We start from the raw sequence: 25348 nt of genomic DNA on the forward strand, positions 1-25348 counted from the left end.
AGCGATTCACCCATCTGGAGACATAAGAATCTTGTGTCTCCTTTTTTTTGCCTCTCTGGGAACCCTAAAAACACCTTGGCAAAAACACCTTGGCAAAACCGATCGCAGCACGTTACACAACTGAATGGTAAATTCTTCAGCTGACCTGGCTACTTCATCAGCAGCATCTTGGCAAAAGCCGATGCCCCTCAAAATCTCACTTCTCGTTAGCGATCTGTCTCAACAAGGAGCAGGACGCTGGGGAGGAGCAGTCCGCCCATTTTTGCTGGCAGCAGCCCTAAAGCAATGCGGCTATGAGGTGAAGATTTTTGGATTTAACTTTGGTGTAGCGGCAGTGTTGCCCACCACAGATGTGCCGATCGTCACCTTTCCTGGACATTTCTATCCCCAATTTCTGCGATCGGCGCGGCAACTCCTGAAACAGCTAGATGGCGATATTATTTATGCCTACAAGCCGAAACCTACCAGCTTTGGGGTAGGATTGCTTCACAAACTCACCACAGGTCGTCCGCTGCTGCTAGACATCGACGACTGGGAGCTAAGCTGGCATGGCGGTGACACCTGGCGTTATCGCCCCGCGCTTAAACAGTTGGCAAGAGATTTGCTGAAGCCGGAAGGCGAATTGCGCCACCCAGATCACCCGCTTTACCTGCAAGGCATGGAAAAACTGGTGGCAAGAGCCGATGCTGTAACGACCCATACCCAGTTTCTCAAGCAGCGATTTAGCGGAGAATATGTTCCTAACGGCAAAGATACTTCACTGTTTAACCCTGACGGATATGATACGGCAGGTTTGAAAGAGCGCTATAGGTTATCAGGTTATCGGGTGCTGATGTTTCCCGGTGCGCCCCGCCCCTACAAGGGTGTTGAAGATGTCTTGATGGCGTTAGAGCGGCTTAACCAACCCGATTTACGGCTGGTGATTGTGGGGGGTAGCCCTTATGATGACTACGATCAGCAGCTTGAGCGTCAGTGGGGTCGTTGGCTAATCAGGCTACCCAAGATGCCCTATACCCTGATGCCGGATGTGATTGCTGCCGCCGATGCGATCGTCATTCCCCAGCGAGACACACCCGCTGCCCAAGCCCAGTTTCCTCTGAAGCTGACCGATGGCATGGCGATGGCAAAGCCCATACTTGCCACTCGTGTGGGCGACATTCCAGAGATTTTAGGCGACACGGGATACTTGGTAGAGCCAGATTCGCCTCAGTCTTTGGCAGTTGGCATACAGGCTTTATTTGCCGACCTAGAAACCGCCAAAGCTCAGGGACTGCGCGCCCGAAGAAAATGCCTTACCGACTACAGCATTGAGGCAATGGCAGAAGCTCTGAAGCCAATTCTGACGCGCGTCATGAAAAAGAGATAGCCTCAGTATGGCAAGTATGGCAGCAGATATGTAGCAACCGCCAAGGCGATTAAGGCAGGGACATTAATGGTGAGCGCTTCGCGCCCACCATTAATGTCCTAAGCAAACTAGCGACAGCTATAACGGAGATAGGTTTGTAGGATTTTTTAGAGAACCCTACTGCAAACGGCTTAAATTTCAATTCCTCTTTCTGATTCGGCTCTTCATTTCTCTATGTCAGACTCTCTTCCGTCTATTCCCCAGTATCGCGTCAGTATCTGGGAAGGCATGGCGATCGCCGCCAGTGCAGTTCTCCTAGTTGCCGTGGGTCTTGCAGGTCTGAGCGTCAAGGCGCTCAATAACGCCTTTAATCCTAATCGGGCAGAGGCGATCGCCCGTAGCATGGTGGATTACAAGATGCCGAATGGCTCTAAGGGGCTGTTTGGCACCAATGTCGGCGGTGGACGAATGGCGGTGATTAGCAGTACGGCTCTTCTGAGCACAGCCTCGCCAGGAGGTGCCGTGATATTACCGGAGGTTGAGCTGGCGATCGCTCGCATTCCGGCTCAAACTGGGACAGATGTTGAAGAAGACTTTGGCAATGAATTTTTATTTTCAGGTTTCTCTTTTTCCAATCAGACGACCAATACTTTTCAGATTACGAAAACTCAGACAGAGCTGCGGTCTTTTTGTGGAACGATTGCTCAGGTCAAAGTAGATGAAGGGACTTTAACTCTGGCAGACCAAACGCCGCCAGTGTTGGCCGTACGCTACCAAACTCAGGTCATGCTTGATCAGGATAATCGGATTGCGATCGTTTCAGCAGTGGGACAAAATGCTACGGTCAACGCGGCGATCGTGTTTGACTCAATTAAGTGCAAGCCCTAATCCCGGTTTTTCCATCCATAATCTCTGTGGCGCTACTAGGTTAGCTTGACTTGAGCTTGGCTTGAGCTTGACTGACTCGATCGCGCTTTCATCCGTATAATAATCAGAGAGACGCAACAAAACTATAGATAGTAAAGCTATAGTAAAACCGCCTGACCGAGCCGATTGGAGACACTTGATACCGGAGAGATTGATCTATGTCAATGATCGAAACCAAGACCGAGCCGATGGTGATCAACATGGGACCTCACCATCCCTCTATGCACGGGGTGTTGCGGCTGATTGTCACCCTCGACGGCGAAGACGTGGTGGATTGTGAGCCAGTCATTGGCTATCTGCACCGAGGCATGGAAAAAATTGCTGAGAGTCGCACTCCTGTGATGTACATTCCCTACGTCAGCCGCTGGGACTATGCTGCCGGGATGTTCAATGAGGCGATTACGGTCAACGCGGTTGAAAGACTTGCGGATGTTGCGGTGCCCAAGCGCGCTAGCTACATTCGCGTCATCATGTTAGAGCTGAACCGCATCGCCAATCATCTGCTGTGGCTTGGTCCATTCTTGGCAGACGTGGGCGCACAAACTCCCTTCTTTTACATCTTCCGTGAGCGTGAGCTGATTTATGACCTTTGGGAAGCTGCAACAGGCTATCGTATGGTCAACAACAACTATTGGCGCGTCGGCGGCGTGGCGGTTGACTTGCCCTACGGCTGGGTGGATAAGTGCGAAGATTTTTGTGACTACTTTCTGCCCAAGGTAGACGAGTACGAAAAGCTGATTACCAATAACCCCATCTTCCGTCGCCGGATTGAAGGAATTGGCACTATCAGCCGCGAAGAAGCCGTGAACTGGGGCTTGTCGGGGCCTATGTTACGGGCTTCTGGCGTGCAGTGGGATTTGCGTAAGGTTGATCACTACGAGTGCTATGACGACTTTGATTGGGATGTGCAGTGGGAAACGGCGGGTGACTGCTTTGCTCGATATGTGGTGCGGATTCGAGAAATGCGCGAATCTGTGAAGATTCTGCGACAGGCACTTAAAGGACTGCCGGGCGGCTCTTTTGAAAATCTGGAAGCCAAGCGGATTGCCGAGGGGCCTAAGTCTGATTGGGCGAAAAGTCCTGACTACCAGTTCATTAGCAAAAAGATTGCTCCTACGTTCAAGATTCCCAAGGGCGAACACTACGTGCGCCTGGAGAGCGGTAAGGGCGAGCTAGGCATTTACATCATCGGCGATGACAACGTCTTCCCTTGGCGGTTTAAGATTCGGGCGGCAGATTTTAACAACCTGCAAATTTTGCCTCACATTATCAAGGGCGTGAAGGTGGCAGACTTAATCGCTATCTTGGGCAGCATCGACATCATTATGGGATCGGTCGATCGCTAACTTCTATCTTCTGGTTCAGCTCGATCGTATGACATAGATCACCTAGGCGCCTTCCATTTGGGGGCGCTTAACTTTGGCAGGCTATCTCTAGTTTGGCATTGCCATCTAAGTTTGACATGGCCATCTATAGCGCTACGCGCTTAGATCCAAATGAGTTATTTTTTGAGAGCCGCGCTCCGTGCGGCTCTCAAAAAATAACTCGTCCTAGCTCAGTTGCGTAGGGCTATAGTTTGGCGGAGCCATCTACTCAAAATCGTTATGACTATGATATAACTGTTACAGTTCTTAAATGAACGCTAGACCTCAGAGCAAATCTTTTCAGAGCGAATCTTTCCAGTCGCTCGCCAAAAGCGTTCTCAGGTCTTCAGATTAAAGTAGACAAGCTAAATTAAGGAGCGTAACTCATGACCGAAGGATGTCTCCGGGTTGGACAATCTGCCCCAGACTTCACAGCAACGGCTGTGTACGATCAGGAATTTAAGACAATCAAATTGTCCGACTATCGCGGCAAATACGTTGTTCTGTTCTTCTACCCGCTAGATTTTACCTTTGTCTGCCCTACCGAAATCACGGCATTCAGCGATCGCTACGAAGAATTCAAGGCACTTAACACCGAAGTGTTGGGTGTGTCGGTAGATAGCGAATTTTCTCACCTCGCCTGGATACAGACCGATCGCAATCAGGGTGGCGTAGGCGACTTGAGCTATCCTCTGGTAGCCGACCTCAAGAAGACCATTAGCAGCGACTACAACGTACTTGATCCGGACGCTGGTGTTGCCCTGCGCGGTCTGTTCATCATTGATAAAGATGGGGTGATTCAGCACGCCACGATCAACAACTTGGCGTTTGGTCGCAGCGTTGAAGAAACCCTGCGCACCCTGCAAGCCATTCAGCATGTGCAGACTCATCCCGATGAAGTTTGCCCTGCAAACTGGAAGCCCGGTGATGCCACAATGAACCCTGACCCCGTGAAGTCTAAGACTTTCTTTGCGGCAGTCTAGTCAAGGTAGCTTACTTTTCGTAAGAGGCGCTTCACGTCTCTCGCGAAAATAAACGGTATGTTTAGCAATGGCAGAGGTGTGAAAAATTTCGCCTCTGCCATTCTCATGAGGATCGATAGAAATTATAGACTGTCGCCAGTTTCGTCCTAACCGCCCTAGCGGTTGCTATGGATGTCAGAAATTCTTTTCAAAATGGTATGACCTCTTCTCTGCCCGCAGATTTCCAGCTCATCCTGTCACAAGCAGCTAAAGTCCCTCCTCACCTGCGACCTGCTGCCAAAGCCGTAGTTGCGGCTCTGCTACAAGCCGAGAAAACCGCCAAACAACAGCGGTTGAGCTACCCGTTTTCATCTCTTCAAGGCTCCTGGCAACTCTGCTTTACGACCGGAACGCGTAAAGTCAAACGAGGCGGAATTATCCTGGGCAACGGCTTTTATCTGCCAAGAATTTCTCCCGCTCAGATTAGCTTTGCGGCTGGCATGGCTACAAGTGAGCCAGAGTCAGGAGCAATCACCAATCAGATTCAGGTGGCGGGCTTGAAACTGCGGCTGACAGGTCTGTGTCGCTATGTGGGCAAGAAAAATCTGTTGGCTTTTGACTTCAACCAAATGCAGATCACAGCCTTCGATCGCCCCCTCTACAACGGCAGGATGGGCGGACGAAAAGACCAGAACTTTTCTGAGCAACCCATCGCCAAACTTCCCTTTTTTGCCTTTTTCCTAGTAACAGAGAACTACATTGCGGCACGTGGACGCGGCGGCGGTTTAGCGCTGTGGAGGCGAGAGTTCTAAAGTTACAAGTTCTGAAGTCACAAGTTCTGAAGTGGGGAGCCTCAGATCAAACGCAGCCTTCTGAATTGGGGCAAGGAAGCGATCGGACAAATGAAGCTGATTGAGATTCGTATGGCGATCGTCTTTTTCGCCTGCCTTGGTGCCGTGATAGTCACTGCCTCCTGTCATGAGCAATCCATATTGCTGACAAAAGGCTTCGAGGGCGCGTGTCTGAGTTGGCGTATGGGTCGGGTGATAGACTTCCAGACCCAATAACCCGGCTGCGACCAGCTCTGGCAACACTGCTTCTACATCGCCGCCGCGAAACAGGTAAGGGTGCGCCCACACGGGCACGGCTCCACACTCTCGCAGGAGCTGAATGCCTTCGATCGCCGAAAATTTTTCGTACTCCACGTAAGCAGGGCGATCGTCTCCTAGCCAGCGCTCGAATGCTTCCTGAGAAGACTGCACATAACCCGCCTTCACCAAGGCTGCCGCCACATGGGGGCGACCCGGAGCCATATTGCCCCGCATAGGCTGTAGCTCGATGGGATATCCTAGCGCCGCTAACTTCTCGACCATGAGGCTTGCCCGTCGCCGCCGTCCTGCTAAACGCTCCTGCAAGGGCTGCTCAAGCTTGTCGCGATCGGGATAGAAGCCCAGAATATGCATCGATCGCTCATTCCAGACGGTGCTCAGCTCCAACCCAGGAACTATTTCAATGGGGCGCTGCTCGGCGCTGGCAAAGGCTTCATCCCAGCCAGATACCGTGTCATGGTCGGTAATGGCAAGGATGCTTACCCCAGCAGCGATCGCCGCCTCCACGAGTTGAGCAGGAGTTAGCGTTCCGTCAGAGTGGGTCGTGTGGCAGTGCAGCTCCAGCATGGTCTTCTCCTGTTTTCTTCCAGGGTAGCCTTTTCGTCTTGCAGATCGTCTTGCAGATGGATAGTTTTTGAAAGGATCGCCCCGCGATCCTTTCAAAAACTACACTAGGCTCAACTCCGGTAGCTCCAGATCCTTAAACAGCACCGTGCTGAGATAGCGTTCGCCAAAGCTAGGTTGAATCATGACGATCAGCTTTCCGGCATTCTCAGGGCGTTTGCCCACCTCGATCGCCGCTGCCAAAGCCGCTCCCGCAGAAATGCCCGACAGCAAGCCCTCCTCTCTCGCCATCCGACGGCTAAAGGCGATAGCATCATCATCTTTGACTCGTACTACTTCATCAATCAGATGGGTTTGCAGTACCTTGGGCACAAAGCCTGCGCCAATCCCCTGAATCTTGTGGGAACCGGGCAATCCCCCTGAAAGGACAGGGCTACTGGCAGGTTCAACGGCGATCGCCTTAAACCCAGGCTTGCGCTCCCTTAGCACCTCTGCGATGCCTGTGAGCGTGCCGCCCGTGCCAATACCTGAAATCAGAATATCCACCTGTCCATCTGTATCTGCCCAGATCTCTTCGGCGGTAGTTTCTCGGTGAATTTTAGGATTCGCAGGGTTGCTGAACTGTTGCAGCATATAAGCATTAGATGTTTTCGCCACAATTTCTTCCGCACGCTGAATCGCACCCCGCATTCCCTCCGAGCCTGGGGTTAACTCTAGGTAAGCCCCATAGCCCCGCAGCATCGATCGCCGCTCTAAGCTCATAGTTTCTGGCATTGTCAAGATCAGGCGATATCCCTTAGCTGCGGCAACCATTGCTAGCGCGATGCCCGTGTTGCCCGAAGTCGGCTCTACCAAAATAGTTTTGTCAGGATGAATTAAGCCCTGCTCTTCGGCAACCTGAATCATGCTGATCCCAATTCGATCCTTGACGGAAGCTGACGGATTCATGCTCTCCAGCTTCACGACAATTTGCGCCACGCAGCCCTCCGCTTGGGGAATTTTGTTGAGCTGCACGAGGGGCGTATGTCCAATTAGCTCTGTAATATCTTTGGCAATTCGCATAGTCATTATTCCTTCGCCCTTATCCAAGGGCACGATCGCATTGATTTAAGTAAAGTGGGTTAACGAAGATTCTGCTGCTTTTGTACTACGGCATCCCGACTGACTTACGGGTTGTTATGAGGACTTCATTAAGCATATCGATAAGTCGGTTCTCATAGACGCAAACCTCGGCTTTTGTGAAAAAATGGCAACATGATCACGTTTCAATCTCTTCAAAATCCTCGCACTTACGCCATTTTAGGGACGGGTGCACTTGGCGGCTTCTATGGCGCACGTTTGCAGCAGGCGGGCATAGAAGTTCATTTCTTGCTACGCAGCGACTACGAGCAGGTGCGGCAGCAGGGCTTGACCCTCGAATCTCCAGACGGCAACGTTACGCTCCCGCAGGTCTATGCCTATCGTAACGTCTGCGATATGCCCCCTTGCGATGTGGTGATCGTTGCCCTTAAAACTACCCAAAATCACCTTCTGCCTGACCTTTTGCCGCCTGTGCTGAAAGACAACGGCGTGGTGCTGGTACTGCAAAATGGATTGGGCATTGAGGTGGAGGTCGCAAAAATTGTCGGCAGCGATCGCGTCGTGGGCGGTTTGTGCTTCCTCTGCTCCAACAAGATTGCGCCAGGACATATTCGCCACTTGGACTATAAGCAGATTACGCTGGGCGACTATGGGATAGAAACTAACGGCGAAAGCTACAGCCCCTGCGGCGTGACTGAACGCATGCAGCAGATCGCCACCGACTTTGAACGGGCGGGTATTCCGATCGATTGTGCTGAAGACCTATTCATTGCCCGCTGGAAAAAGCTGGTGTGGAACATTCCCTTCAACGGGCTATCGGTAGTGCTAAATGCAACGACCCATGAAATGATGGCAGATGACCAGACTCGCACTCTGGCAGAAAAGCTGATGGAGGAAGTAGTTTTAGGGGCAGCGGCTTGTGTTCGGGCGATCGATCCGAGTAGCACCCGTGCCGTGCCGCCGCACTTCATCCAGACCATGCTAGAGTACACCGCCAAAATGACCCCTTACCGCACCAGCATGAAGCTTGATTACGACGATCGCCGCCCTCTAGAAACAGAGGCGATTTTGGGTAATCCGCTTCGCATGGCAAAACAGGCTGGAGTCGAGCTGCCCCGAATTGAAATGCTCTATCAGCAGCTCAAATTTTTGGGTGCCCGCAACCAAGTTTAGTTGGCAGTGCTGAATCTGGGTATGAATTTTTTTGAAAGGGGCGCTCCGCGCCCCTTTCAAAAAAAATTCATACATAAAACCAGCAATTCTGTTTAGTTAATCAAGCCGCTAGTCAAGCTTGAGCGAGTTTACAGGAACTTCCTCCCAAGATTCTACCGTGCGCATTTGTGCGACCCAGCCATCCTGCTTTTGCAGGGGGGTGAGGTTTTCCTCAAACGAGTCGTGACATTCCTGCGCCTGTGTAGCATCGGAGCAGGCAATACAGGCTCGGATAATGCCTGACGGATCGATCTGTTCGTTTACCCAAATGGTCACACTTGATCCTCCAAACGCGATCGCGACAAGTCTCTCTATGGTTTTAACGGAGAGTCAAGCAATCAAGCAAGTCGCTATGGGAATCGTCTCATGTTTTTGATTTAATTGGGATTATTCAGGATTGTTCTAACAGGCGGTTTAAATATCTCCTGTTCCTGGTAGCGTAAGGGAATATAATCTTGCTCCCCAGTCATGCTCCCCAGTCAGGACAGGGCTGATGAGCGACTTGCGGCGCGATCGCGCTTTTATTCCAATCAATGCTAAAACCGCTGGCAATTCTGACGATCGAGCTGTTGCTGGCGCTGCCTCTAGGCTTTGGATTAGCCATTCTCAACATTGGTGGCACTGCCTGGATTTTTAGCGGCGTAGCGGCAGGCATCGTCGTGCTTCAGGTCTATCGGCTGCTGTTTCAAGCTGACAGACAGCCCAATGCTACCGTGCGCAAGGTAGGGCAGGCATTGGTGGGCATGGCAATTGGGTTTGCGATCGCCAATGCTGACCTAACAAATGTCATCAGCCACCTGCCGATATTTCTGCTGCTAACGGCTTCAATGCTGCTCAGCGGTGGGGCGATCGGCTATCTCTATGCCCGCCTTAGCCAAACTAATTTGCTCACCGCCCTGCTAGCAACGGTTCCGGGTGGAGTCAGCGTCATGTCTAGTTTTGCAGCAGATTATGGCGGAAATGTGGCTCTGGTGTCGCTCGTACAGGTGATGCGAGTGACGACAGTCGTGATTTTGATTCCGCTGCTGGCAAGAGCGACTGCGGCTCAAAGCGCGATCGCCCTACTTCCAACCCCGCCCTGGATCAATACGGAGCCTATTCAGCTAGAGCTACTGGCGATCGCCCTGCTATTTGCCGGATTGGGCGCGCGCTTGGCTACCTGGCTCAAGGTGCCCTCCCCGCCGTTTTTTGGGGCGTTGATTGCTGGAGTTGCCTTTCATCCGCTGCTGGGGAGTCTGCCTTTTGTGCCAGATTTTGATTTTAGTCCGCCCAGATTGGTCAATATCGTCGGGCAAAGTCTGCTGGGCATCACCATTGGCGAGTATTGGGGCAACAAACCCAAAATTCAGGGGCGGATGGTGGGCTATGCTGTGCTGTCGGTGAGCTTGACGATCGCCACAGGATTTCTCACGGCGCTGCTGGCGCTGACCCTCACCGACTGGGACTGGCTCACCTGTCTCTTAGTGGCAGCTCCGGGCGGTGCCGCCGAGATGATTGTGGTGGCACTCACGCTCAATCACGATATTGAAATTATTACTGCTGCCCATCTGGTACGTCTAATTGCCATTAATAGCCTTCTTCCCCTTGGGTTCCTTCTCTTTCGGCTTGAGAATGCCGACGAGCAGCCTACCGATCAGCCCAATTTAGAGCCTCAGGCGATCGAGGATACCTAGCGTTGCTGGTTTCAGGGATGAATTCAAAAAAATCATCCCCCGATTAAACAATGCCAAGCCTTCAAGAAGAGAGAGCCTATAGCTGTTGATTCCTATTTAAGGCTTGAAGTAGACCGCTCTCTTTGAGCGCCCAGTATTTATTGATAATATGTTTCGCAGAATCGGAGATATTAACTCTATTTTCTATCGGTATCTCAGAAAACTGACAGAAGGCAATCGCTTTAATTTCCTCTTTAGGCTGAGGTTTTCCCTTAGCTTGAATTAAGAAAACTTCGTGGTGATTTCTAGCTAGACCACCTGAGCTGCGTTTGCGAATTTTGCCCACATGACTAAATAGATATTGAGCCGAGATTGCCTTTAAGCCTGTCTCTTCCTTTAACTCTCGAATCGCTGCCGCCTCTCCTTTCTCCTGCTTTTCTGCGCCACCTCCCGGCAAGCTAAAGCGATCGCCATTCGTAGACACCAGCAGAACTCCTTGGGGCGTATCAACGATCGCCGTTCCTCGAATCCGCTTCCGAATTTTGGTGGCTTTAAGGTGTTTAGATAGCTTGCCCTGCGTTTGCTGAAAAATCTTTTTGAGGAGTTTAGCAGGGGCTTGCGGAAACTGGCGGCTTTCGCTCATTGGATAAAAATTAAGGTCGGGTTGAGTAAAAACTGGCTTCTCATTCCTACAGTTTCTCTCACTCCAATTCAGCATACAAGAAATGAGCAGACGTAGAAAAACATCAACTTTCCTGATACCTGCACGATGGGTCTGGGAAAATTGAAAGAGACCCTTCGGCGATCGCATTCATGCTGATAGAACTGATTTTTACCGTGCTGCTGGGCGTTTTGGCTTTTTCTTTAGGGCGCAGGCTGGGTCGCCTGATGCTGCATAAAGGTTCGACTGCCAACAATTTATTTAAGGGCAAAACCTCCGTTTCTCTGGCGTTTCTAGGACTCTATGTAGGAATGCTGGTTTTGGCGCTGTATGTGCCCCAGCTTCAGGCATTACCTCTAGAGTGGCGGGTGTCTGGAATGCGCGTCACCTGGACACTGATTCGGGTCATCTTACTCGGATTCTGTGGCTTGGCATTTACGGTCAGCTGGCAAACGGCGCGGCTTCAGGTGGTAGCGGTGGCGCTGCTGGGTGTTTTGGGGATGGGTGGCTTCACGGCAACCGAGGCGCATTTCCTGGCTCCCATCTATGCTTCTCTGGAGGATAATCTTCGACCCAATGGTGTATTTCAGCAAACTTCAGATAGCAGCTGCGCTCCGGCGGCATTGGCTACGGTCTTGCAGCTTTGGGGAATTAATGCCACTGAGTCCAGCGCGGCACAATTGGCAGGTACGAGCCTCTTGGGTACCTCCATGCCGCAGATCATCGTAGCGGCTCAGGGGTTTGGCATGGATGGCGTAGAGCTGGACACCACCTGGGCACAAATGCGCCAGATTAATCGACCGGGCGTGATTGCCACCTGGCTCTATTCCGAAACTGGCAAAGCGCCCCATGCGATCGCTCTCTTGGGCATGGATGATCAGTCTGTGATCATCGGCGATCCGGCTTTTGGCAAAATTTACCAGGTTGGCAAAACTGAGTTTCTCGATCGCCATTGGCGCAATCAGTACGTCCCTATCTTTCGTCCCTCTGATGTTACCCTCACGCCTGCCCAATCGGCTGAGTTGCTATATCAATCGGGTTTTCTAAGCCAGCCCCTAGGTTTGGCTAGTCAAGATTTGGCTAGTCAGCCTGCCCGCCTTAAAGTTGCTCTACAGCAGTTTCAGATGCGCCTTCGAGTTCCACCTACCGGTGAACTGGATGCTAAAACGGCTCTGCTGCTGAGCGGTCAATTTCTAGACCAAGTTCCCAGACTCGATCGCACGGTGACCATCACACCCTCGTGACCCAGCCTTCCTAAACTGCAATGCCCTGAGTGTTTCTAAAACGGCAGTCCTCCAGAATTGGGTCTGGCGCTTGAATCAGAAAAAATCCCGAATAGTGGCCCTAGGATAGCGCCAAAGGCAAACCCGCCTGCATGTGCCCAGTAGGCAATGCCGCCGCTCTCCATGCCAATATTCGTCGGCGCATTGAGACTGGCGTAGCTGTAAAAAGCCTGCTGGACAAACCAGATACCCAGAAACAGCAGCGCTGGAACGCGAATGGGAAAGATGGAGATTAGCGTCAGAATCCTGGCTCTGGGAAACCGGACGATATAGGCTCCCATGACTCCGGCGATCGCTCCACTAGCTCCCAACGAAGGCACTGTTGAGCCTTGGGCAAAAAACCACTGCGCTAAACCCGCCAAAATGCCGCACAGCAGATAAAAAATCAGAAACTTGACGTGACCCAGCTTATCCTCAACATTGTTTCCAAAAATCCAGAGGTAAAGCATATTGCCTAGCAGATGCAGCCAGCCACCATGTAGAAACTGAGAGGAGATCAAGGTTGTCCATTCTGGTAGCCCTTGAGGAATCACCTGACCCTGAAAACTGGCCGTTAATTCTGCTGGAATCACGGCTGCCATCCGAAAAAAGTTGTCGAGTTGTCCGGATGGCAGAGAGAGTTCGTACAGGAAGCAAAGGATATTAATCAAAATCAAGCCGTAGGTTACGTAGGGCTTGGTGTAGGTTGGATTTTCATCGCTAATGGGAAACACTGATTTTCTGGGGGCTACAGGTTATAAGGCTAATACTATTACAAGGCTCATACTATGCGAAATGTATCTTTTCAGTCGTATCGCTAGTTTCTAACTTAGGGAAAGGTTTTGCAAGAACCCTAAGATTTTCAATAAAGCTTCCGTGCTTAGGCGATCGCGTCCTGGCTTACAGGTCAAGCCCCATGTTAAGCCACACGGCAAGTGAAAGACTGTACAAGAACTCAGCACTACAATAGTCGTTGAGGAGTCTGGGGATCCCCACTTTTGAGTAAAGTGTCTTGGGCTTCACCTCACGACCTCTGATGCAACTCATCGATTTAAACTCATCGATTTAATCGATCGACTCAATATTCGTTAGCCAAAACTTAACTAGACACAACTTAGTTCAGGAGTTTTCATGAGCAACACCAGCAATTTTCGAGCCGCTATTCGACAAGCCAAAACCCAGTCGTTGGTAGGCCCTAATGTGATTCGCAATGCTCTGCCCTTCTTGGGTGCAGGACTTATGCTAACGGCTCTGGGCACCTATGGCGGCGTTCGCCTGATTAGCTCTAAACCTGAGCTATTTATGCCTACCTTCATTGGAGCAATGGTACTTGAGCTAATTCTCTTTTTCGTGGCTCGTGGCGTAGCTGAAAAGGGCAATAATGCGATCGCTCTACCGCTTCTAGCAACCTATAGCTTGCTCTCAGGATACACCCTTAGCGGTTTGGTTTATGTCGCATTAGGAAGCCAGGGTGTCGGGATCGAAGGAGTAGGCGTAGCAGCTCTGGGCTGCGGCATAACTTTTTTGGCAGCTCGACAAATTGGCTCTAACCTCTCCGATCGAGATGGGCTGGCATTAGGTAAAACGGTTCAAATCGGCATGATCGCTTTACTGGTCGTTCTACTGGCTCAGTTTGCTCTGTCGTTCTTTGGCATCTACGCCCCTCAGCCGCTGGAAATCGCGATTTCTGCAATTGGAACACTCCTATTTGCCGGATGTTCGGTGGTAGACTTCTACATCCTGCCGCGCACCTATCGAGATGAGCAGTATCTTTCGGCAGCTCTATCGATGTACCTGACCTACATCAATTTGTTTGTCTTTATTCTTAGACTCTTGATTGCCTTTAACCGCGACTAACCGCTAGATGTTTATTAGGTAATTCTGGTCTAGAGCTTCATACACTAAGGGGCAAAGCTATTTTGTAGCTTTGCCCCTTAGTCGTATTCACCCAAAGCATTGAACAATATTATTACAGCAATTTTCAATTGCATAAACCACAGTTATTTTTGTAGAAGCCGCGCTCCGCGAGGCTTCTACAAAAATAACCCATACTTAATCAAGCGCAAACCGCTGTAAATGGGCGATCGCCCGCTAGGCTTGTAGAAATTGATTTGCTACCAGTGAAGCTGTTATCTTTTCTCGATAGCAGTCAGAGGAAATTTGATAGTTAGATAACCACTTTTTGTTTTCAGGAGAATCATCCAGCCAGCGATCGAGAATATCTGCCCACTTCACAGGTAGCCTCAGCTTTTGCCAGGTTTCATAGGAGCGAACTGAGAGACTGTAATAGAGGTCTGCATCCGTCACCAATTTTTCCACACAGCCCGCCAGCGCGGTTGAATTGCCCGCCGGGAAAATCATGGCGCTACTGCCATGGGTCAGGCTGTTTCTAAACATAGGATGGTCAGATGCAATAATGGGAGTCCGCGATCGCAAAGCGTGATGGATCACCAGAGGAAACCCTTCTGGATAGCTGTGTCGGCTGGGCACAATCACAAGATCCGCCTCTCGCATCAACGGTTCTACCTGTTGATTAGGGATAATTCCTAAAAACTCAACCTGATTAGCAATACCCAATTGCTCTGCTTGCTGGAGGAACCTGCCAGTTGGATCTTTGCCAACAATTTGCAAGCGCGTATCCATGTTTTTAGCCTTTAGTTTGGCAACTGCGTCTAGGATATCGCCTACCCCTTTAGCAGGAAGCATTGAGCCGACATAAAGTAGGTTCCATAGATCTGTCTTTTTAAGAGATTTAGGGGAAAGAGATCCGGGATGCGTTTCCAGTAAAAAATCCCAAGGAATAATTTTTTTGGCATCTACTCCCAGGTTTTGTAGCACCAATGACGAAGTGATGCCATAGCTGCCTACCCACTCAATCTGCGGATTATTCAACAGTTTAACTAAGAAATAAATTTTGATTTTATTTCGCCAGCCTCGCGTCATAACAGATTCAGCAAACAAGGCGATCGTTCTAACTTTTTTTTGAATTGCCCACTCAAAAATTTCTTTCCTAGGAGTACGAACAATGAGATGCGTCGGCTGAAACTCTTCAATCAGTTGAATAACCTTCTTAATATCAATTTTTTCACTAAATCCAGCGCCAATTGCCCGCACGCCGTTGGGCAATACCTCGCTGTAGGTTTCTGCTGTCATACAACAGAGAACGCCAACTTCCTCAGCATAACCACTCAATTTGGCAACTGAATCAACAGAATGCTTTTGAGCGTAATAGGTCTCTTGCTGTCCAGCAGAAAAATGTTGAGCTGCCTGACGATAGTCACCAGAATACTGTACGACCAGTACACGCATTTTGTACCTCAACCTAATTTTTACGAGATGAATGCCCTTTACAAACTCAGTAGGAGAAGCTAGCAGTATCCTAAGCTTGATACCCTATGCAGCTCAGTTCCCTCATGCCTTCATTGTCCCCTTTTGAGAGAACAATAGTCTATGAGAAGCCTTATGAGTACATTAGCCCAAGGGGATGTTTGAAAAGTCCAACTATGGGTAGCGAAACGTTTCAGATCTCCCTCAACCCCCGCGCTATCGCGCCGCTGCGCTAGAAAAAAGGGGGACTTTGAATTCATTTCTCCCTTTTTAAGGGGGCAGGGGGGATCAACAGGTGCTTAAAATCACAGCCGACCACTTTTCAAACATCCTCTAAGATTGTTCTCAGCTAGGTCAATAAGCTACCAAAGATCAAGCAACTGCAACTTAAAAAGTTGCTAAAACATGTGTAACGTTCACGTAGTAGATATTTTTTGCTGTAAGCCGTCTGACAACCTGAGCGACCAGACTCTCCCCAGAACACCTTCGGCTAAGAGTACCCAGCTTGCCCAAACCACAAATATGCTGCGACCCGCTCAAATAGCAGTGTAAATGAGTAGACATTGTCTGAAGAGCAGGTCTGTCCGACTTTACACAAACCTTACACTTGAACGCACATTACCAAATTTCGACGAAGAGATCCTAGGGTCATTGCTAAACGGAGGAGCATGACCGTAGCCTAATAATCACTTGAGACGCGAAGCTAGGTCAGCGCATGAGTTCGTGTCTGCGCCGCTGTAAAAATGTGACTCAAGCTCGCTTGAGCTAACCTTTTCCTAACAACCTCAAATTAAATTCTAAGATTGGAGAAAGGATAAACCTAGGAAAGTACATATAAGTCGCAGATTACAGGTCAACTGCTTTTACTATTTATAGCTATCCCATTATTCAACTATATAGGTTTTTCTTATTCAATATGTATCCTAAATCACAAACTTAGAGAAATTAGCCAGGAATTTGTAGATGTTTTTCAGCTCTTGGCTGACGAATATCCATTGACGAATGTCCATCCCCGAAATGAGCATTCCCTGGCTAGCCCTTCAACTGAAATTTATGTCCATGCAAGGTTCTAGCTTTCTACGTAACTTTGGATCGCAAGCAAAAATGGTCTATCTCCCTCTAGAAAACTCAGCTAGCAGCAGATTTGTTGGACTTTCGATCGCCCAGCCTCATACGCTGGAGGAACCCGTGCAAAGCGTTCCTTTTAACAAAGCGCTGATTACAAATCGAGAATTGGAATGTATTGGCGAAGCGATCGCTAATGGTCATTTGATCGGGGATGGTGAATTCACGAAGCGCTGCCAAAAATGGCTAGAGCATCAGATTGGCTGTCAGAGTGCGCTGATTACCCACTCTTGTACAGCAGCGCTGGAGATGGCGGCAATCTTGGCGGACATTCAGCCCGGAGACGAGGTGATTCTGCCGTCTTACACCTTTGTCTCGACTGCAAATGCGTTTGTGTTGCGGGGGGCGGTTCCCGTGTTTGTGGACATTCGTCCCGATACGCTCAATCTTGACGAAACGAAGGTAGAGGCTGCGATTACGTCTAAAACCAAGGCGATCGCTCCGGTTCACTATGCGGGTGTCAGCTGTGAGATGGATACCCTGATGGCAATTGCCGATCGCCATAGCCTTTTGGTGATTGAAGACGCAGCTCAGGGAATCATGGCAACCTATAAAGGCAGACCCCTTGGCAGCACTGGACACCTAGCGGCTTTGAGCTTCCACCAAACCAAAAACATTGTCTCTGGGGAAGGTGGTGCGCTGTTAATTAATGATCCCAGTCTTCTAGAACGTGCAGAAATTATTCGAGAAAAAGGAACCAATCGGAGCAAATTTTTCCGGGGCGAAGTCGATAAATATACCTGGGTTGATGTGGGTTCCTCCTATTTGCCCAGCGATCTAATTGCAGCTTTACTCTGGGCACAGTTGGAGCAGGCGGATCATATTCAGCAGCGTCGTCACGGCATCTGGCAATACTACGACAATGCCTTTGCCAATCTGGAGGCACAACAGATTGTCCAACGACCCAGCACTCCGGGCGACTGCCAGCAAAATGCTCACATGTATTATCTGCTGCTAAAAGATTTGAAAACCCGCACTGCCGTCCTCGCAAAACTCAAATCAAGAGGGGTGCAGGCAGCGTTCCATTACGTACCGCTCCATAGCTCTCCTGCGGGAGAGAAGTATGGTCGTGTTTCTGGTGATATGGCGGTGACAGATGACTTGAGCGATCGCCTCTTGCGGCTGCCCATGGGTGGTGGCATGACGTTGAGAGAGGCAGAGTATGTTGTCTCTGTGGTTCTGGAAGTTTTGACATGAACCAGCCTCAAGCCTCATCGGATGCCAGGTTCCATTGCCACCTTGATCACCTTGCGACTCTTCATATCTTGAAATACCTGCTCCAACTGTTTCAACGGCTGATGGTCGCTAATCAGCAGCTCAAACGGTAAAGCTCGACTTGCCAGTAAATTCAGCGCTTCACGCACATACTGCGGCGTACTGTGGAATACCCCCTTCAGGGTTAGTTCGCTGTAGTGCAACTGCTCGGTGCTAACGGTGATCGTCGTATCTCTGGGGCAGCCGCCAAACAAATTAACGGTGGCTCCAGGACGGGCGGACGCGATCGCCGTTTCCCAGACCGCAGGTGATCCGGTTGCCTCCACAACTACATCTGCACCCCAGCCCTGCGTGAGAGACTTCACGGTAGTTGGGATGTCTGTCACTTGATGGTGGTTAAAGGTACGCGCTACCCCAAAGGCTTCGCCGACCTGCAATCTTGCCGAGCTGCCGCCGAACAAAAACACCTCTGCGCCCTGCTGCACCAAAGCTCCAGCAAACATCAGCCCGATTGCCCCATCCCCCAATAGCGCCACGCGATCGCCTGGTTTGACATTTGACCTTGCTGCTCCATGCAGCACACAGGCTAGTGGCTCGGTCATAGCAGCGATCGCGTCGGGCAGATCGTCAGGGATCGGCAGCAGATTGCGTTGAACGATCGGTGCAGGAACTTTGAGATATTCGGCAAAGGTGCCGTTATTAAAGCTGAGATCGGTGCAAAGCGAATACTCCTGTTTCTGGCAAAAAAAACAGGTCATGCAAGGGGCAGAATTATTGGCAACAACGCGATCGCCGATCTGCCAACCTATTACATCTGAGCCGATCGCCACAATCCGTCCGGCAGCTTCATGTCCAAACAGGGTAGGCAGCTTCAGCATCTTGGCATGTCCCCCTCGCCGCCACACTTTCAAGTCAGTGCCGCAGGTTGTCGCCACACTCACCTGAATCACCACTTCTCCCTCGCTAGGAGATGGCTCAGCCAAGTTTTCTAAGCGCAGATCTTCTTGACCGTAGAGGAGAGCAGCTAGCATGGATAGGAGTTTCTATAAAATTCTGTACTCCCTGATTTTACGGGTACATTTACCTTCGAGCGGCGATCGCCTACTCAATGATTGAAAACGTTATTGAACGCGGCGAGAAAAAGATGTTTAGGTACATCTACGCGGCGATCGTCAGCTTCGCTAGAAACTATCATCCCCAAAACAAAGCCATGGCGGCACCATGCCCCAGAACATTGATTTATCGACGATTTATAGCCGTAAGTATCCGGCTTAGGGCATTTTTGAGGGTGCGCAGAACACCCTCAAAAATGTCGCCGTCCTCACTGCTGCGCATAAGCTACAGCGTGAGTGGAGTCGGCTATTTTCTAATGTCCATTGCGGATATGTCCATTGCGGATATGTCCATTGCGAATAGGGGTACCACAAGGATAGGTGGCAACAGGTTCTCGCTTTGGCTCTCGCATAGGCTGTTCGGTGATTTTGACAACGGTAGCCGCCTGATCGGGCTGTAGCGCTTTTGCCGCCAGATAATCCAAACGCAGCCGCTCTAGCAGTTCTTCTCGACGATCGTATAACCGCTTCAGCTCACGAGCAGGACATTGGTTAATCACATATGCCGTCAAAATCGGTAGGGCGATCGTGCTGTCGGTATAGCAGACAATCGTGCTGGGCAGCTCTTCTGGATCGACTTTGCCCCAGCTTACGGCTTCTGAAGGAGTTGCCCCAGAGAGTCCGCCTGTGTCAGGACGCGCGTCTGTCACTTGAATGAAATAGTCGTGCCCCCGCTCTTCCAGACCCAACACCTCATGAATCTGCGGCTGGGTTTGCAGCAGGAAATTCTTGGGGCTACCCCCCCCAATGATCAGAGCCGCACTCTTGCCTTCTACGCCATCAGCGTTTACATCTCTTGCCGCATAGGCGATCGCCGCCGTCTCATTAACATCAATAGAGGGATCGATTACCAGCTTGGAGCCTTCCAGCGCCAGAGCCGCGACGTTCATGCCGATCGAGCTATCTCCTGGAGAAGAGGTGTAGATGGGTACGCCACACTCATAGGCGGTAGACAGCAAAGAAGGGTTCTTGACTCCTAACTGTTTCTCGACTTCATGCACATACTTACCTAGCAGATGATGAAACTCAGCCGTACCCATGCGTTTCTGAAACGGCTCGGCACGCAGCAACTCTCGGATGAATGCATCGGTTTCCAGCAGCACATCATAGCCAAACACAATGTCGTAGATGCGAATTCGTCCTTCCTGGCGCAGCTTCACGTCATCTACAAAGGGATTGCTAGAGTACAAGTCTAGACCCAACCCGTAGTGCATATCGTGATAAAGATTGGCACCTGTGCTGATGATCCAATCCACGAAGCCGTGGCGCATCAAAGGAGCCAGTACCGATACCCCAAATCCAGCGGGAGTCATGGCTCCTGACAGGCTCATGCCGACCGTAACGCCGTCGCGCATAACTTCTTGGGTGAGCAGATGACAGATTTCTCGCAGACGTGCCGAATTGTAGGCTGTAAAGTATCCGTCGATTAGATCAACGACGCTGATTTCGGCAGGCATGGGGGCGGGTGCAATTTTGCGGCTGAGCAATTTAGACATGATGAATCTCCAAAAAGATTGAAATGCATGAAAGCAACTGAGTAAGGACGGGAATCGGCAAACTGGGCAATGCTTGGGCAATGCTAAATGAAGGCAAACAGTTGCCAACGGTTGAATTGAGAGGGCTTGTGTGAATCGCGATCGCCAGAAAACAGCTGTGACAGCCTTATCCAGGCATATCTGCACTTTCAAGCACATCTGCGCTTTTAATCACATCTGCCCAATACTCAACTCAGAGTGGGCACTGCATGACAGCCCGATTCCGCTTAGCGTGAGCTATTGAATTAGCAAAACTTTTTGCAAAGTATCTGATCGACCGAGTTTGCCAGGATGCTAAAGATAGAATATCTAGCCGTATTCAGGGAGCAATCTTTAGCAGAGTGGACGAACCACTCGCAAACCTTAATTACAGATCGATCAGCTTATACTGGGTCCTTCACAGCGGTCTACCCAAGACAGCGCTGGGTCGGTCATCCGCCTACGCTGTAGCTTTGTCTCTAGATACCAAAGAGGCATCCAGGGAAAAGCAATTGAGGGAAAGTGTTTCAACGCACTGCAACCTTTTGCAACATGTACTTCTGTAGTGTACCACTTGAGTTCCCAATTGCCTCAGGGGGATTACCGAATCTGAAGCGACTGGCTAAAGAAACTATAAAGTACGGCAAAGTACGGCCTCTAGATTCGATCGCCTGCGCGCGCAATGGGAGCCCTCTTGCCCAGAAAAACCAGCGCAACTACTACCAGCGCAGTCATAACAGCTAGCACTGTAATGCGCTCTCGCAGAAACAATGCCGAAGCAAAAAGGGTCAGAAAGGGCTGTAAAAGCTGCATTTGGCTGACACGGGCAACTCCTCCGATCGCCAGCCCGTGATACCAGGCAAAAAAACCTAGGAACATGCTAAACAAACTGACGTAGCCGAACCCTAGCCATGCTGACCAAGAGGCATGCAAACCCTGCTGAGCCACGACGATTGCCACGGGCACTGCCAAAACTGGGGCAGACAAAACGAGCGCCCAGCAAATCACCTGCCATCCTCCCAATTCCCGCGAGAGCCGTCCCCCTTCAGCGTACCCAAGTGCGGCTGCCGCTACTGCTCCCAGTAGAGCAAGATCGGCAATCTGAATCACGCCGCCCCCAGTCACCACCGTGAAGCCCACAACAATGGCACTCCCTAAGCTGCTGCATAGCCAAAATGCCGCTGAAGGACGATCGCCCGCTCTAAATGCGCCTGCTAGCGCCGTGGCTAAGGGTAGAATACCCAAAACGATCGCTCCGTGGGATGCGGGTAACGATTGCATTGCCCAAGCAGAAAGTACGGGAAATCCGACAATTACCCCGGCCACAACTATGAATAAATTAGGCAGATGTCGCTGAGCAGGCAGAGGCTGCCGCGTGATTTTCAAGAGCAATGCCGCCAGAACAGAGGCAACGATCGCCCGCCCTAATCCCACAAAAGTCGAGTCTAGATCGGCTACAGCCAGACGCGTTGCTGGAAGGCTGAGGCTAAAAGTGAGGACACCCAAGAAACCGTAGGCGAGTCCCAAGGTTTCGAGGTCAATGTCTTTAGGAGCCGGATGAGCCAATGGATCGCCAGGTTTGATGCTCATTAATGAAGCTCTGTAGGGTGGCTGCGGGTGTAATTTTGCACATAGGCGGGTAGCTCAATTCCGGGGGACAAGCGAGGGTCAGGCACAGGCGCGATCGCCGTTAATCGCAGCGGCAGCTCTCCTGCCCAGATGGGTAAAGCATAATCAGCTTCATCATCTACGGGCGCTCCAGTTCGCATTTTGGCGGAAGCTTCTGTCAAGGGCAAGGACAGCACCAGCGTTCCGGCTACCTCCTGATGCGTGGGCAGACGCACGGTTGACCAGCTCCCCGGAATCACATGCTCGGTGAACGCTTTGAGTGCCTGTAGTTTTTCTTCGGCATCTTGTACAAGGGTTGCCGCGCCAAAAATGACCACAGAGCGGTAGTTCATAGAATGATGAAACGCCGATCGCGCCAGCACCAGTCCGTCTAGCAAGGTGACCGTAACACAGACCTCAACTGATTCTTTGAGGGTTCGCAGCATCCGGCTTGCCGGAGAGCCGTGGATATAGAGGCGATCGCCTACTCTGCCATATGCGGTCGGAATCACAAACGGCTGAGCTTCCACGACAAATCCTACATGGCAGACCAAGCCTTCATCCAAGATTTGGTGAATGGTCTGGCGATCGTACTCACCCCGCTGCGGCAGACGTTTGATCTGACTGCGTTGAGTCGGCAAAGAATTAGGTTCCGTTTCAGCCTCTAATGAACTCATGGTGCTTATCCCTGTCAAATGACTTTAAAAAACAGATCGATCGAGAAAAATTAGGGTTGACACTAGCTAACCAGGGGGTCGATCAGTAGCCAATCAGCGCAAATCAAGCCGCATCACATTCCCTTCGACAAATCCCAACTGGGTATAGAGAGGTTTGCCAAATGGAGAAGCATTGAGTACGGCATGGGTACAGCCGATCGCCTTGAGGTGAGCGATCGCGTATTTTGTTAATTGCGTGGCAATCCCTTGGCGGCGAAAAGTAGGTTCTACATAAACTCCCCAAATGTATCCATCACAGCGCTCGCTTGCGGTCAAGATTTGAGGATACAGTCCGGCAAATCGCTGGCATCCGACTGATCCCACCAAGCGATCGCCCGACTGCGCCACAAAGGCCTGATAGTCTAGTTTCCGACGCGCTTGCTGAGTAAACTGCAATACAGTTTCTTGCCAATGGGCGATGATTGCGTCAGGGGCAACGTGATTATCAAGCCACATTTGATAGAAATGTTCAGCAATGAGCGCATCTTCTTGGAGTGTTGCAGCCCTGACCTGAACGGCTTGCTGGATTGGCATATCTGAATGCTGAAATTTTGCTAGGGTTAGCTTAATTGGTTAAGTGGACTCCCACAATAGCCAATTTAGTGCTTTAAGATAAGTCCACTTTGAGGTTAAGACGCAGGGGTAAGTCGTAAAATCGCCAGCCTATGGATTTACCGATCGCTCTGGATAGCCACCTGTCCCAGCCGCTCCATACTCAGCTCTATGAAGCATTACGGCAAGCTATTTTGACCGGGAGACTGCCGCCGAGCCAACGGATTCCCTCCACCCGATCGCTTGCCCAATCTCTGGGGATTTCTCGCACAACAGTGACTCAGAGCTATGAACAGCTTTTGAGCGAAGGATACCTACAGGCGATCGTTGGGTCTGGCACCTACGTCTGTGCGCAACTGCCTGACGATTTGCTGTGTTCTACCCAAGTAGAGCTAAACACAAAGCAAGACCCTGTGCCTGTAAAGCTCTCGCAGCAGGGTACCCGACTGACTAAGGCGCTCTCCTCCCTTTCATCAGAACCCAAATCTGTCATCAGCTTTCGCTACGGACGACCCGCCCTCAAGGATTTTCCCATTGATTTATGGCGCAGGCTATTGTCTCGCTACTGCACGGCAGGCTCAGACTGGTTGGACTATGCCAGCGATTTTCGGGGATATTTCCCTCTACGAGAGGCGATCGCCCGCTATGTGGCACGGGCACGCGCCGTGCAATGTGACCCAGAGCAAATTATCATCACCAATGGCACCCAGCAAGCCCTGGATATAGTCATGCGGCTCTTAATTGATCCAGGAGATGCTATTGCCATAGAAGATCCAGGCTATCTTAGCGCCCGCCGGGTTTTTCTCAGCTATGGGGCAGATCTGCGACCGATTCCAGTGGATGAGTCGGGATTGAGAGTGGAATTTCTATGCAATGGCAAGAATAAAAATGGCGAGAAGAAAATCCGATTGGTTTACGTTACGCCTTCCCATCAGTTTCCCACGGGGTCTACGCTGTCGCTGCCACGCCGCTTGGAGCTATTGGCATGGGCACAGCAGAACAATGCTCTAATTCTGGAAGATGATTATGATAGCGAATACCGCTATGGAGATCGTCCCATTCCCGCTCTACAGGGCTTAGATCGTAACCATGCCGTGATTTATATCAGCACTTTTTCTAAAGTCTTATTTCCTTCTCTACGAATTGGCTATCTAGTGGTGCCTTCTCATCTAGTGGTGCCCTTTACTCAAGCAAAATGGTTGAGCGATCGCCAACTTCCCACCCTAGAACAGCAGGTTTTGACTGAGTTTATTGCAGATGGACATTTAGAGTGCCATATCCGCAAAATGCGATCGCGCTATGATCAGCGCCGTCAGGTTTTGGTGCAGGCTTTGAAGACCCACTTTGGCGATCGCGTCAGGGTGCTAGGTGAGAAAGCGGGTCTTCATATTATGGTGAGAATAAATATTGATCTAGATGAGGAGGAAATCATTAGGCGTGCAGCCAATGATGGCATAGGGTTAATGTCTGCCCGTCCTTGCTATTTAAATTCGAGCTGCAATTCGAGCTTAGATTCGAGCTGCAATCCAGAAACAAATCCAGACCTCATGGCGAAAAGATCCTGTGAGTTTGTTTTTGGTTACAGCGAATTAGATGAACTGCAAATTCAGGTAGGAATTAACCGACTAGCAAAAGCGTTAGAACTATAGCCTTGTGCAACCTATGCAACGACAAACAAAAGCCTCTGCAATTACAGAGGCTTTTGAAACTTAAAGTTAGAAGTGGGGGCTAATTCTACTCTTTCCAACCTTACTTTCCGTTAACGACTAGATGGCGCTACGACGACCGATCGCATAGTAGATCCATAGAGCAACGATCGCGCCCAAAACTGCGATGAAAACGCCACCAATGCTAAGACCGGGTGCAGTTAAGGCTAGTGCTCCTGTTGTCAGGAAGGTATAGAGGCTACCACCTACGAAAGCACCAATAATACCTAGAATTGTTGTTCCCAAAAATCCACCGCTCTGATAGCCAGGGAAGATTGCTTTTGCAATTACGCCAGCCAACAGACCCAATACGATCCATGCCAAGATATTCATTC

General features: G+C 50.5%; 23 protein-coding genes. 11 read left to right on the forward strand and 12 right to left on the reverse strand.

Annotation, left to right across the window (positions count from 1 at the left end; translation table 11 throughout):
• The first annotated feature begins 181 nt into the window (after positions 1 to 181).
• The 5 genes from AC5JMP_RS20955 (at position 182) to AC5JMP_RS20975 (ending at position 5410) form a co-directional block, all read left to right on the forward strand.
• Positions 182 to 1366 carry a glycosyltransferase family 4 protein gene (locus AC5JMP_RS20955; RefSeq protein ID WP_495853563.1) on the forward strand — a complete coding sequence of 395 codons (1185 nt, stop codon included), beginning with the start codon at positions 182 to 184 and terminating at the stop codon, positions 1364 to 1366.
• Between the two features lie 213 nt (positions 1367 to 1579).
• Positions 1580 to 2233, forward strand: coding sequence for a hypothetical protein (locus AC5JMP_RS20960; protein WP_495853434.1), 654 nt, complete (start codon positions 1580 to 1582; stop codon positions 2231 to 2233).
• A 197-nt stretch (positions 2234 to 2430) separates the two neighbouring features.
• Positions 2431 to 3618: an NAD(P)H-quinone oxidoreductase subunit H gene (locus AC5JMP_RS20965; RefSeq protein ID WP_495853435.1), complete on the forward strand. Its 1188-nt coding sequence runs from the start codon at positions 2431 to 2433 to the stop codon at positions 3616 to 3618.
• Positions 3619 to 4022: 404 nt separating this feature from the next.
• Positions 4023 to 4619: a peroxiredoxin gene (locus tag AC5JMP_RS20970; RefSeq protein WP_495853436.1), complete on the forward strand. Its 597-nt coding sequence runs from the start codon at positions 4023 to 4025 to the stop codon at positions 4617 to 4619.
• A gap of 197 nt (positions 4620 to 4816) precedes the next feature.
• Positions 4817 to 5410, forward strand: coding sequence for a hypothetical protein (locus AC5JMP_RS20975; protein WP_495853437.1), 594 nt, complete (start codon positions 4817 to 4819; stop codon positions 5408 to 5410).
• Here AC5JMP_RS20975 and AC5JMP_RS20980 read toward each other — a convergent pair.
• Complete coding sequence (locus tag AC5JMP_RS20980) at positions 5384 to 6274, reverse strand: PHP domain-containing protein (RefSeq protein ID WP_495853438.1); 891 nt, start codon at positions 6272 to 6274, stop codon at positions 5384 to 5386. The two genes, AC5JMP_RS20975 and AC5JMP_RS20980, sit on opposite strands and share 27 nt — an antisense overlap.
• A gap of 99 nt (positions 6275 to 6373) precedes the next feature.
• On the reverse strand, positions 6374 to 7333 hold the full coding sequence (gene cysK / locus AC5JMP_RS20985; protein WP_495853439.1) for a cysteine synthase A: 960 nt from the start codon (positions 7331 to 7333) through the stop codon (positions 6374 to 6376).
• A gap of 192 nt (positions 7334 to 7525) precedes the next feature.
• Between cysK and AC5JMP_RS20990 the strand changes: the two genes are divergently transcribed.
• Positions 7526 to 8524, forward strand: a complete 999-nt coding sequence (locus AC5JMP_RS20990; RefSeq protein WP_495853440.1) for a putative 2-dehydropantoate 2-reductase — start codon at positions 7526 to 7528, stop codon at positions 8522 to 8524.
• Positions 8525 to 8632: 108 nt separating this feature from the next.
• Here the strand turns inward: AC5JMP_RS20990 and AC5JMP_RS20995 are convergent, their stop codons facing one another.
• On the reverse strand, positions 8633 to 8839 hold the full coding sequence (locus tag AC5JMP_RS20995; protein ID WP_495853441.1) for a glycogen debranching protein: 207 nt from the start codon (positions 8837 to 8839) through the stop codon (positions 8633 to 8635).
• A gap of 257 nt (positions 8840 to 9096) precedes the next feature.
• Between AC5JMP_RS20995 and AC5JMP_RS21000 the strand changes: the two genes are divergently transcribed.
• The gene (locus AC5JMP_RS21000) at positions 9097 to 10236 is read left to right on the forward strand and encodes an AbrB family transcriptional regulator (RefSeq protein WP_495853442.1); all 1140 of its coding nucleotides are present in this window, start codon (positions 9097 to 9099) and stop codon (positions 10234 to 10236) included.
• Positions 10237 to 10312: 76 nt separating this feature from the next.
• Here the strand turns inward: AC5JMP_RS21000 and AC5JMP_RS21005 are convergent, their stop codons facing one another.
• Positions 10313 to 10858 (reverse strand): NUDIX domain-containing protein, encoded by a 546-nt coding sequence (locus AC5JMP_RS21005; RefSeq protein ID WP_495853443.1) that lies wholly within the window; start codon positions 10856 to 10858, stop codon positions 10313 to 10315.
• 170 nt (positions 10859 to 11028) lie between these two features.
• On the opposite strand from AC5JMP_RS21005, the gene AC5JMP_RS21010 reads away from it, so the two are divergent.
• The gene (locus AC5JMP_RS21010) at positions 11029 to 12120 is read left to right on the forward strand and encodes a cysteine peptidase family C39 domain-containing protein (protein ID WP_495853444.1); all 1092 of its coding nucleotides are present in this window, start codon (positions 11029 to 11031) and stop codon (positions 12118 to 12120) included.
• 35 nt (positions 12121 to 12155) lie between these two features.
• Here the strand turns inward: AC5JMP_RS21010 and AC5JMP_RS21015 are convergent, their stop codons facing one another.
• Positions 12156 to 12872 (reverse strand): rhomboid family intramembrane serine protease, encoded by a 717-nt coding sequence (locus AC5JMP_RS21015; protein WP_495853445.1) that lies wholly within the window; start codon positions 12870 to 12872, stop codon positions 12156 to 12158.
• A gap of 397 nt (positions 12873 to 13269) precedes the next feature.
• On the opposite strand from AC5JMP_RS21015, the gene AC5JMP_RS21020 reads away from it, so the two are divergent.
• Positions 13270 to 13995 (forward strand): Bax inhibitor-1/YccA family protein, encoded by a 726-nt coding sequence (locus AC5JMP_RS21020; RefSeq protein WP_495853446.1) that lies wholly within the window; start codon positions 13270 to 13272, stop codon positions 13993 to 13995.
• A gap of 234 nt (positions 13996 to 14229) precedes the next feature.
• Here the strand turns inward: AC5JMP_RS21020 and AC5JMP_RS21025 are convergent, their stop codons facing one another.
• On the reverse strand, positions 14230 to 15447 hold the full coding sequence (locus tag AC5JMP_RS21025; RefSeq protein WP_495853447.1) for a glycosyltransferase: 1218 nt from the start codon (positions 15445 to 15447) through the stop codon (positions 14230 to 14232).
• Between the two features lie 1020 nt (positions 15448 to 16467).
• Here AC5JMP_RS21025 and rffA point away from each other — a divergent pair.
• Complete coding sequence (gene rffA, locus AC5JMP_RS21030; protein WP_495853448.1) at positions 16468 to 17787, forward strand: dTDP-4-amino-4,6-dideoxygalactose transaminase; 1320 nt, start codon at positions 16468 to 16470, stop codon at positions 17785 to 17787.
• 14 nt (positions 17788 to 17801) lie between these two features.
• On the opposite strand, the gene AC5JMP_RS21035 is transcribed toward rffA, so the two are convergent.
• The 5 genes from AC5JMP_RS21035 to AC5JMP_RS21055 all read right to left on the reverse strand — a co-directional run bounded on the left by AC5JMP_RS21035 (position 17802) and on the right by AC5JMP_RS21055 (position 23289).
• Positions 17802 to 18836: a zinc-dependent alcohol dehydrogenase gene (locus AC5JMP_RS21035; RefSeq protein ID WP_495853449.1), complete on the reverse strand. Its 1035-nt coding sequence runs from the start codon at positions 18834 to 18836 to the stop codon at positions 17802 to 17804.
• Positions 18837 to 19171: 335 nt separating this feature from the next.
• Positions 19172 to 20413 carry a homospermidine biosynthesis protein gene (locus tag AC5JMP_RS21040; protein ID WP_495853450.1) on the reverse strand — a complete coding sequence of 414 codons (1242 nt, stop codon included), beginning with the start codon at positions 20411 to 20413 and terminating at the stop codon, positions 19172 to 19174.
• Positions 20414 to 21088: 675 nt separating this feature from the next.
• Positions 21089 to 22021, reverse strand: coding sequence for a DMT family transporter (locus AC5JMP_RS21045; protein WP_495853451.1), 933 nt, complete (start codon positions 22019 to 22021; stop codon positions 21089 to 21091).
• Complete coding sequence (locus AC5JMP_RS21050) at positions 22021 to 22716, reverse strand: pyridoxamine 5'-phosphate oxidase family protein (RefSeq protein ID WP_495853452.1); 696 nt, start codon at positions 22714 to 22716, stop codon at positions 22021 to 22023. Before AC5JMP_RS21050 ends, AC5JMP_RS21045 begins: the two co-directional genes overlap by 1 nt.
• A gap of 93 nt (positions 22717 to 22809) precedes the next feature.
• Complete coding sequence (locus tag AC5JMP_RS21055; protein ID WP_495853453.1) at positions 22810 to 23289, reverse strand: GNAT family N-acetyltransferase; 480 nt, start codon at positions 23287 to 23289, stop codon at positions 22810 to 22812.
• A 131-nt stretch (positions 23290 to 23420) separates the two neighbouring features.
• Between AC5JMP_RS21055 and pdxR the strand changes: the two genes are divergently transcribed.
• Positions 23421 to 24956: a MocR-like pyridoxine biosynthesis transcription factor PdxR gene (gene pdxR, locus AC5JMP_RS21060; protein ID WP_495853454.1), complete on the forward strand. Its 1536-nt coding sequence runs from the start codon at positions 23421 to 23423 to the stop codon at positions 24954 to 24956.
• A gap of 117 nt (positions 24957 to 25073) precedes the next feature.
• Here pdxR and AC5JMP_RS21065 read toward each other — a convergent pair whose 3' ends face one another.
• The gene (locus tag AC5JMP_RS21065; protein WP_495853455.1) at positions 25074 to 25346 is read right to left on the reverse strand and encodes a GlsB/YeaQ/YmgE family stress response membrane protein; all 273 of its coding nucleotides are present in this window, start codon (positions 25344 to 25346) and stop codon (positions 25074 to 25076) included.
• Between the last annotated feature and the right edge of the window lie 2 nt (positions 25347 to 25348).

Source organism: Drouetiella sp., assembly GCF_059504425.1.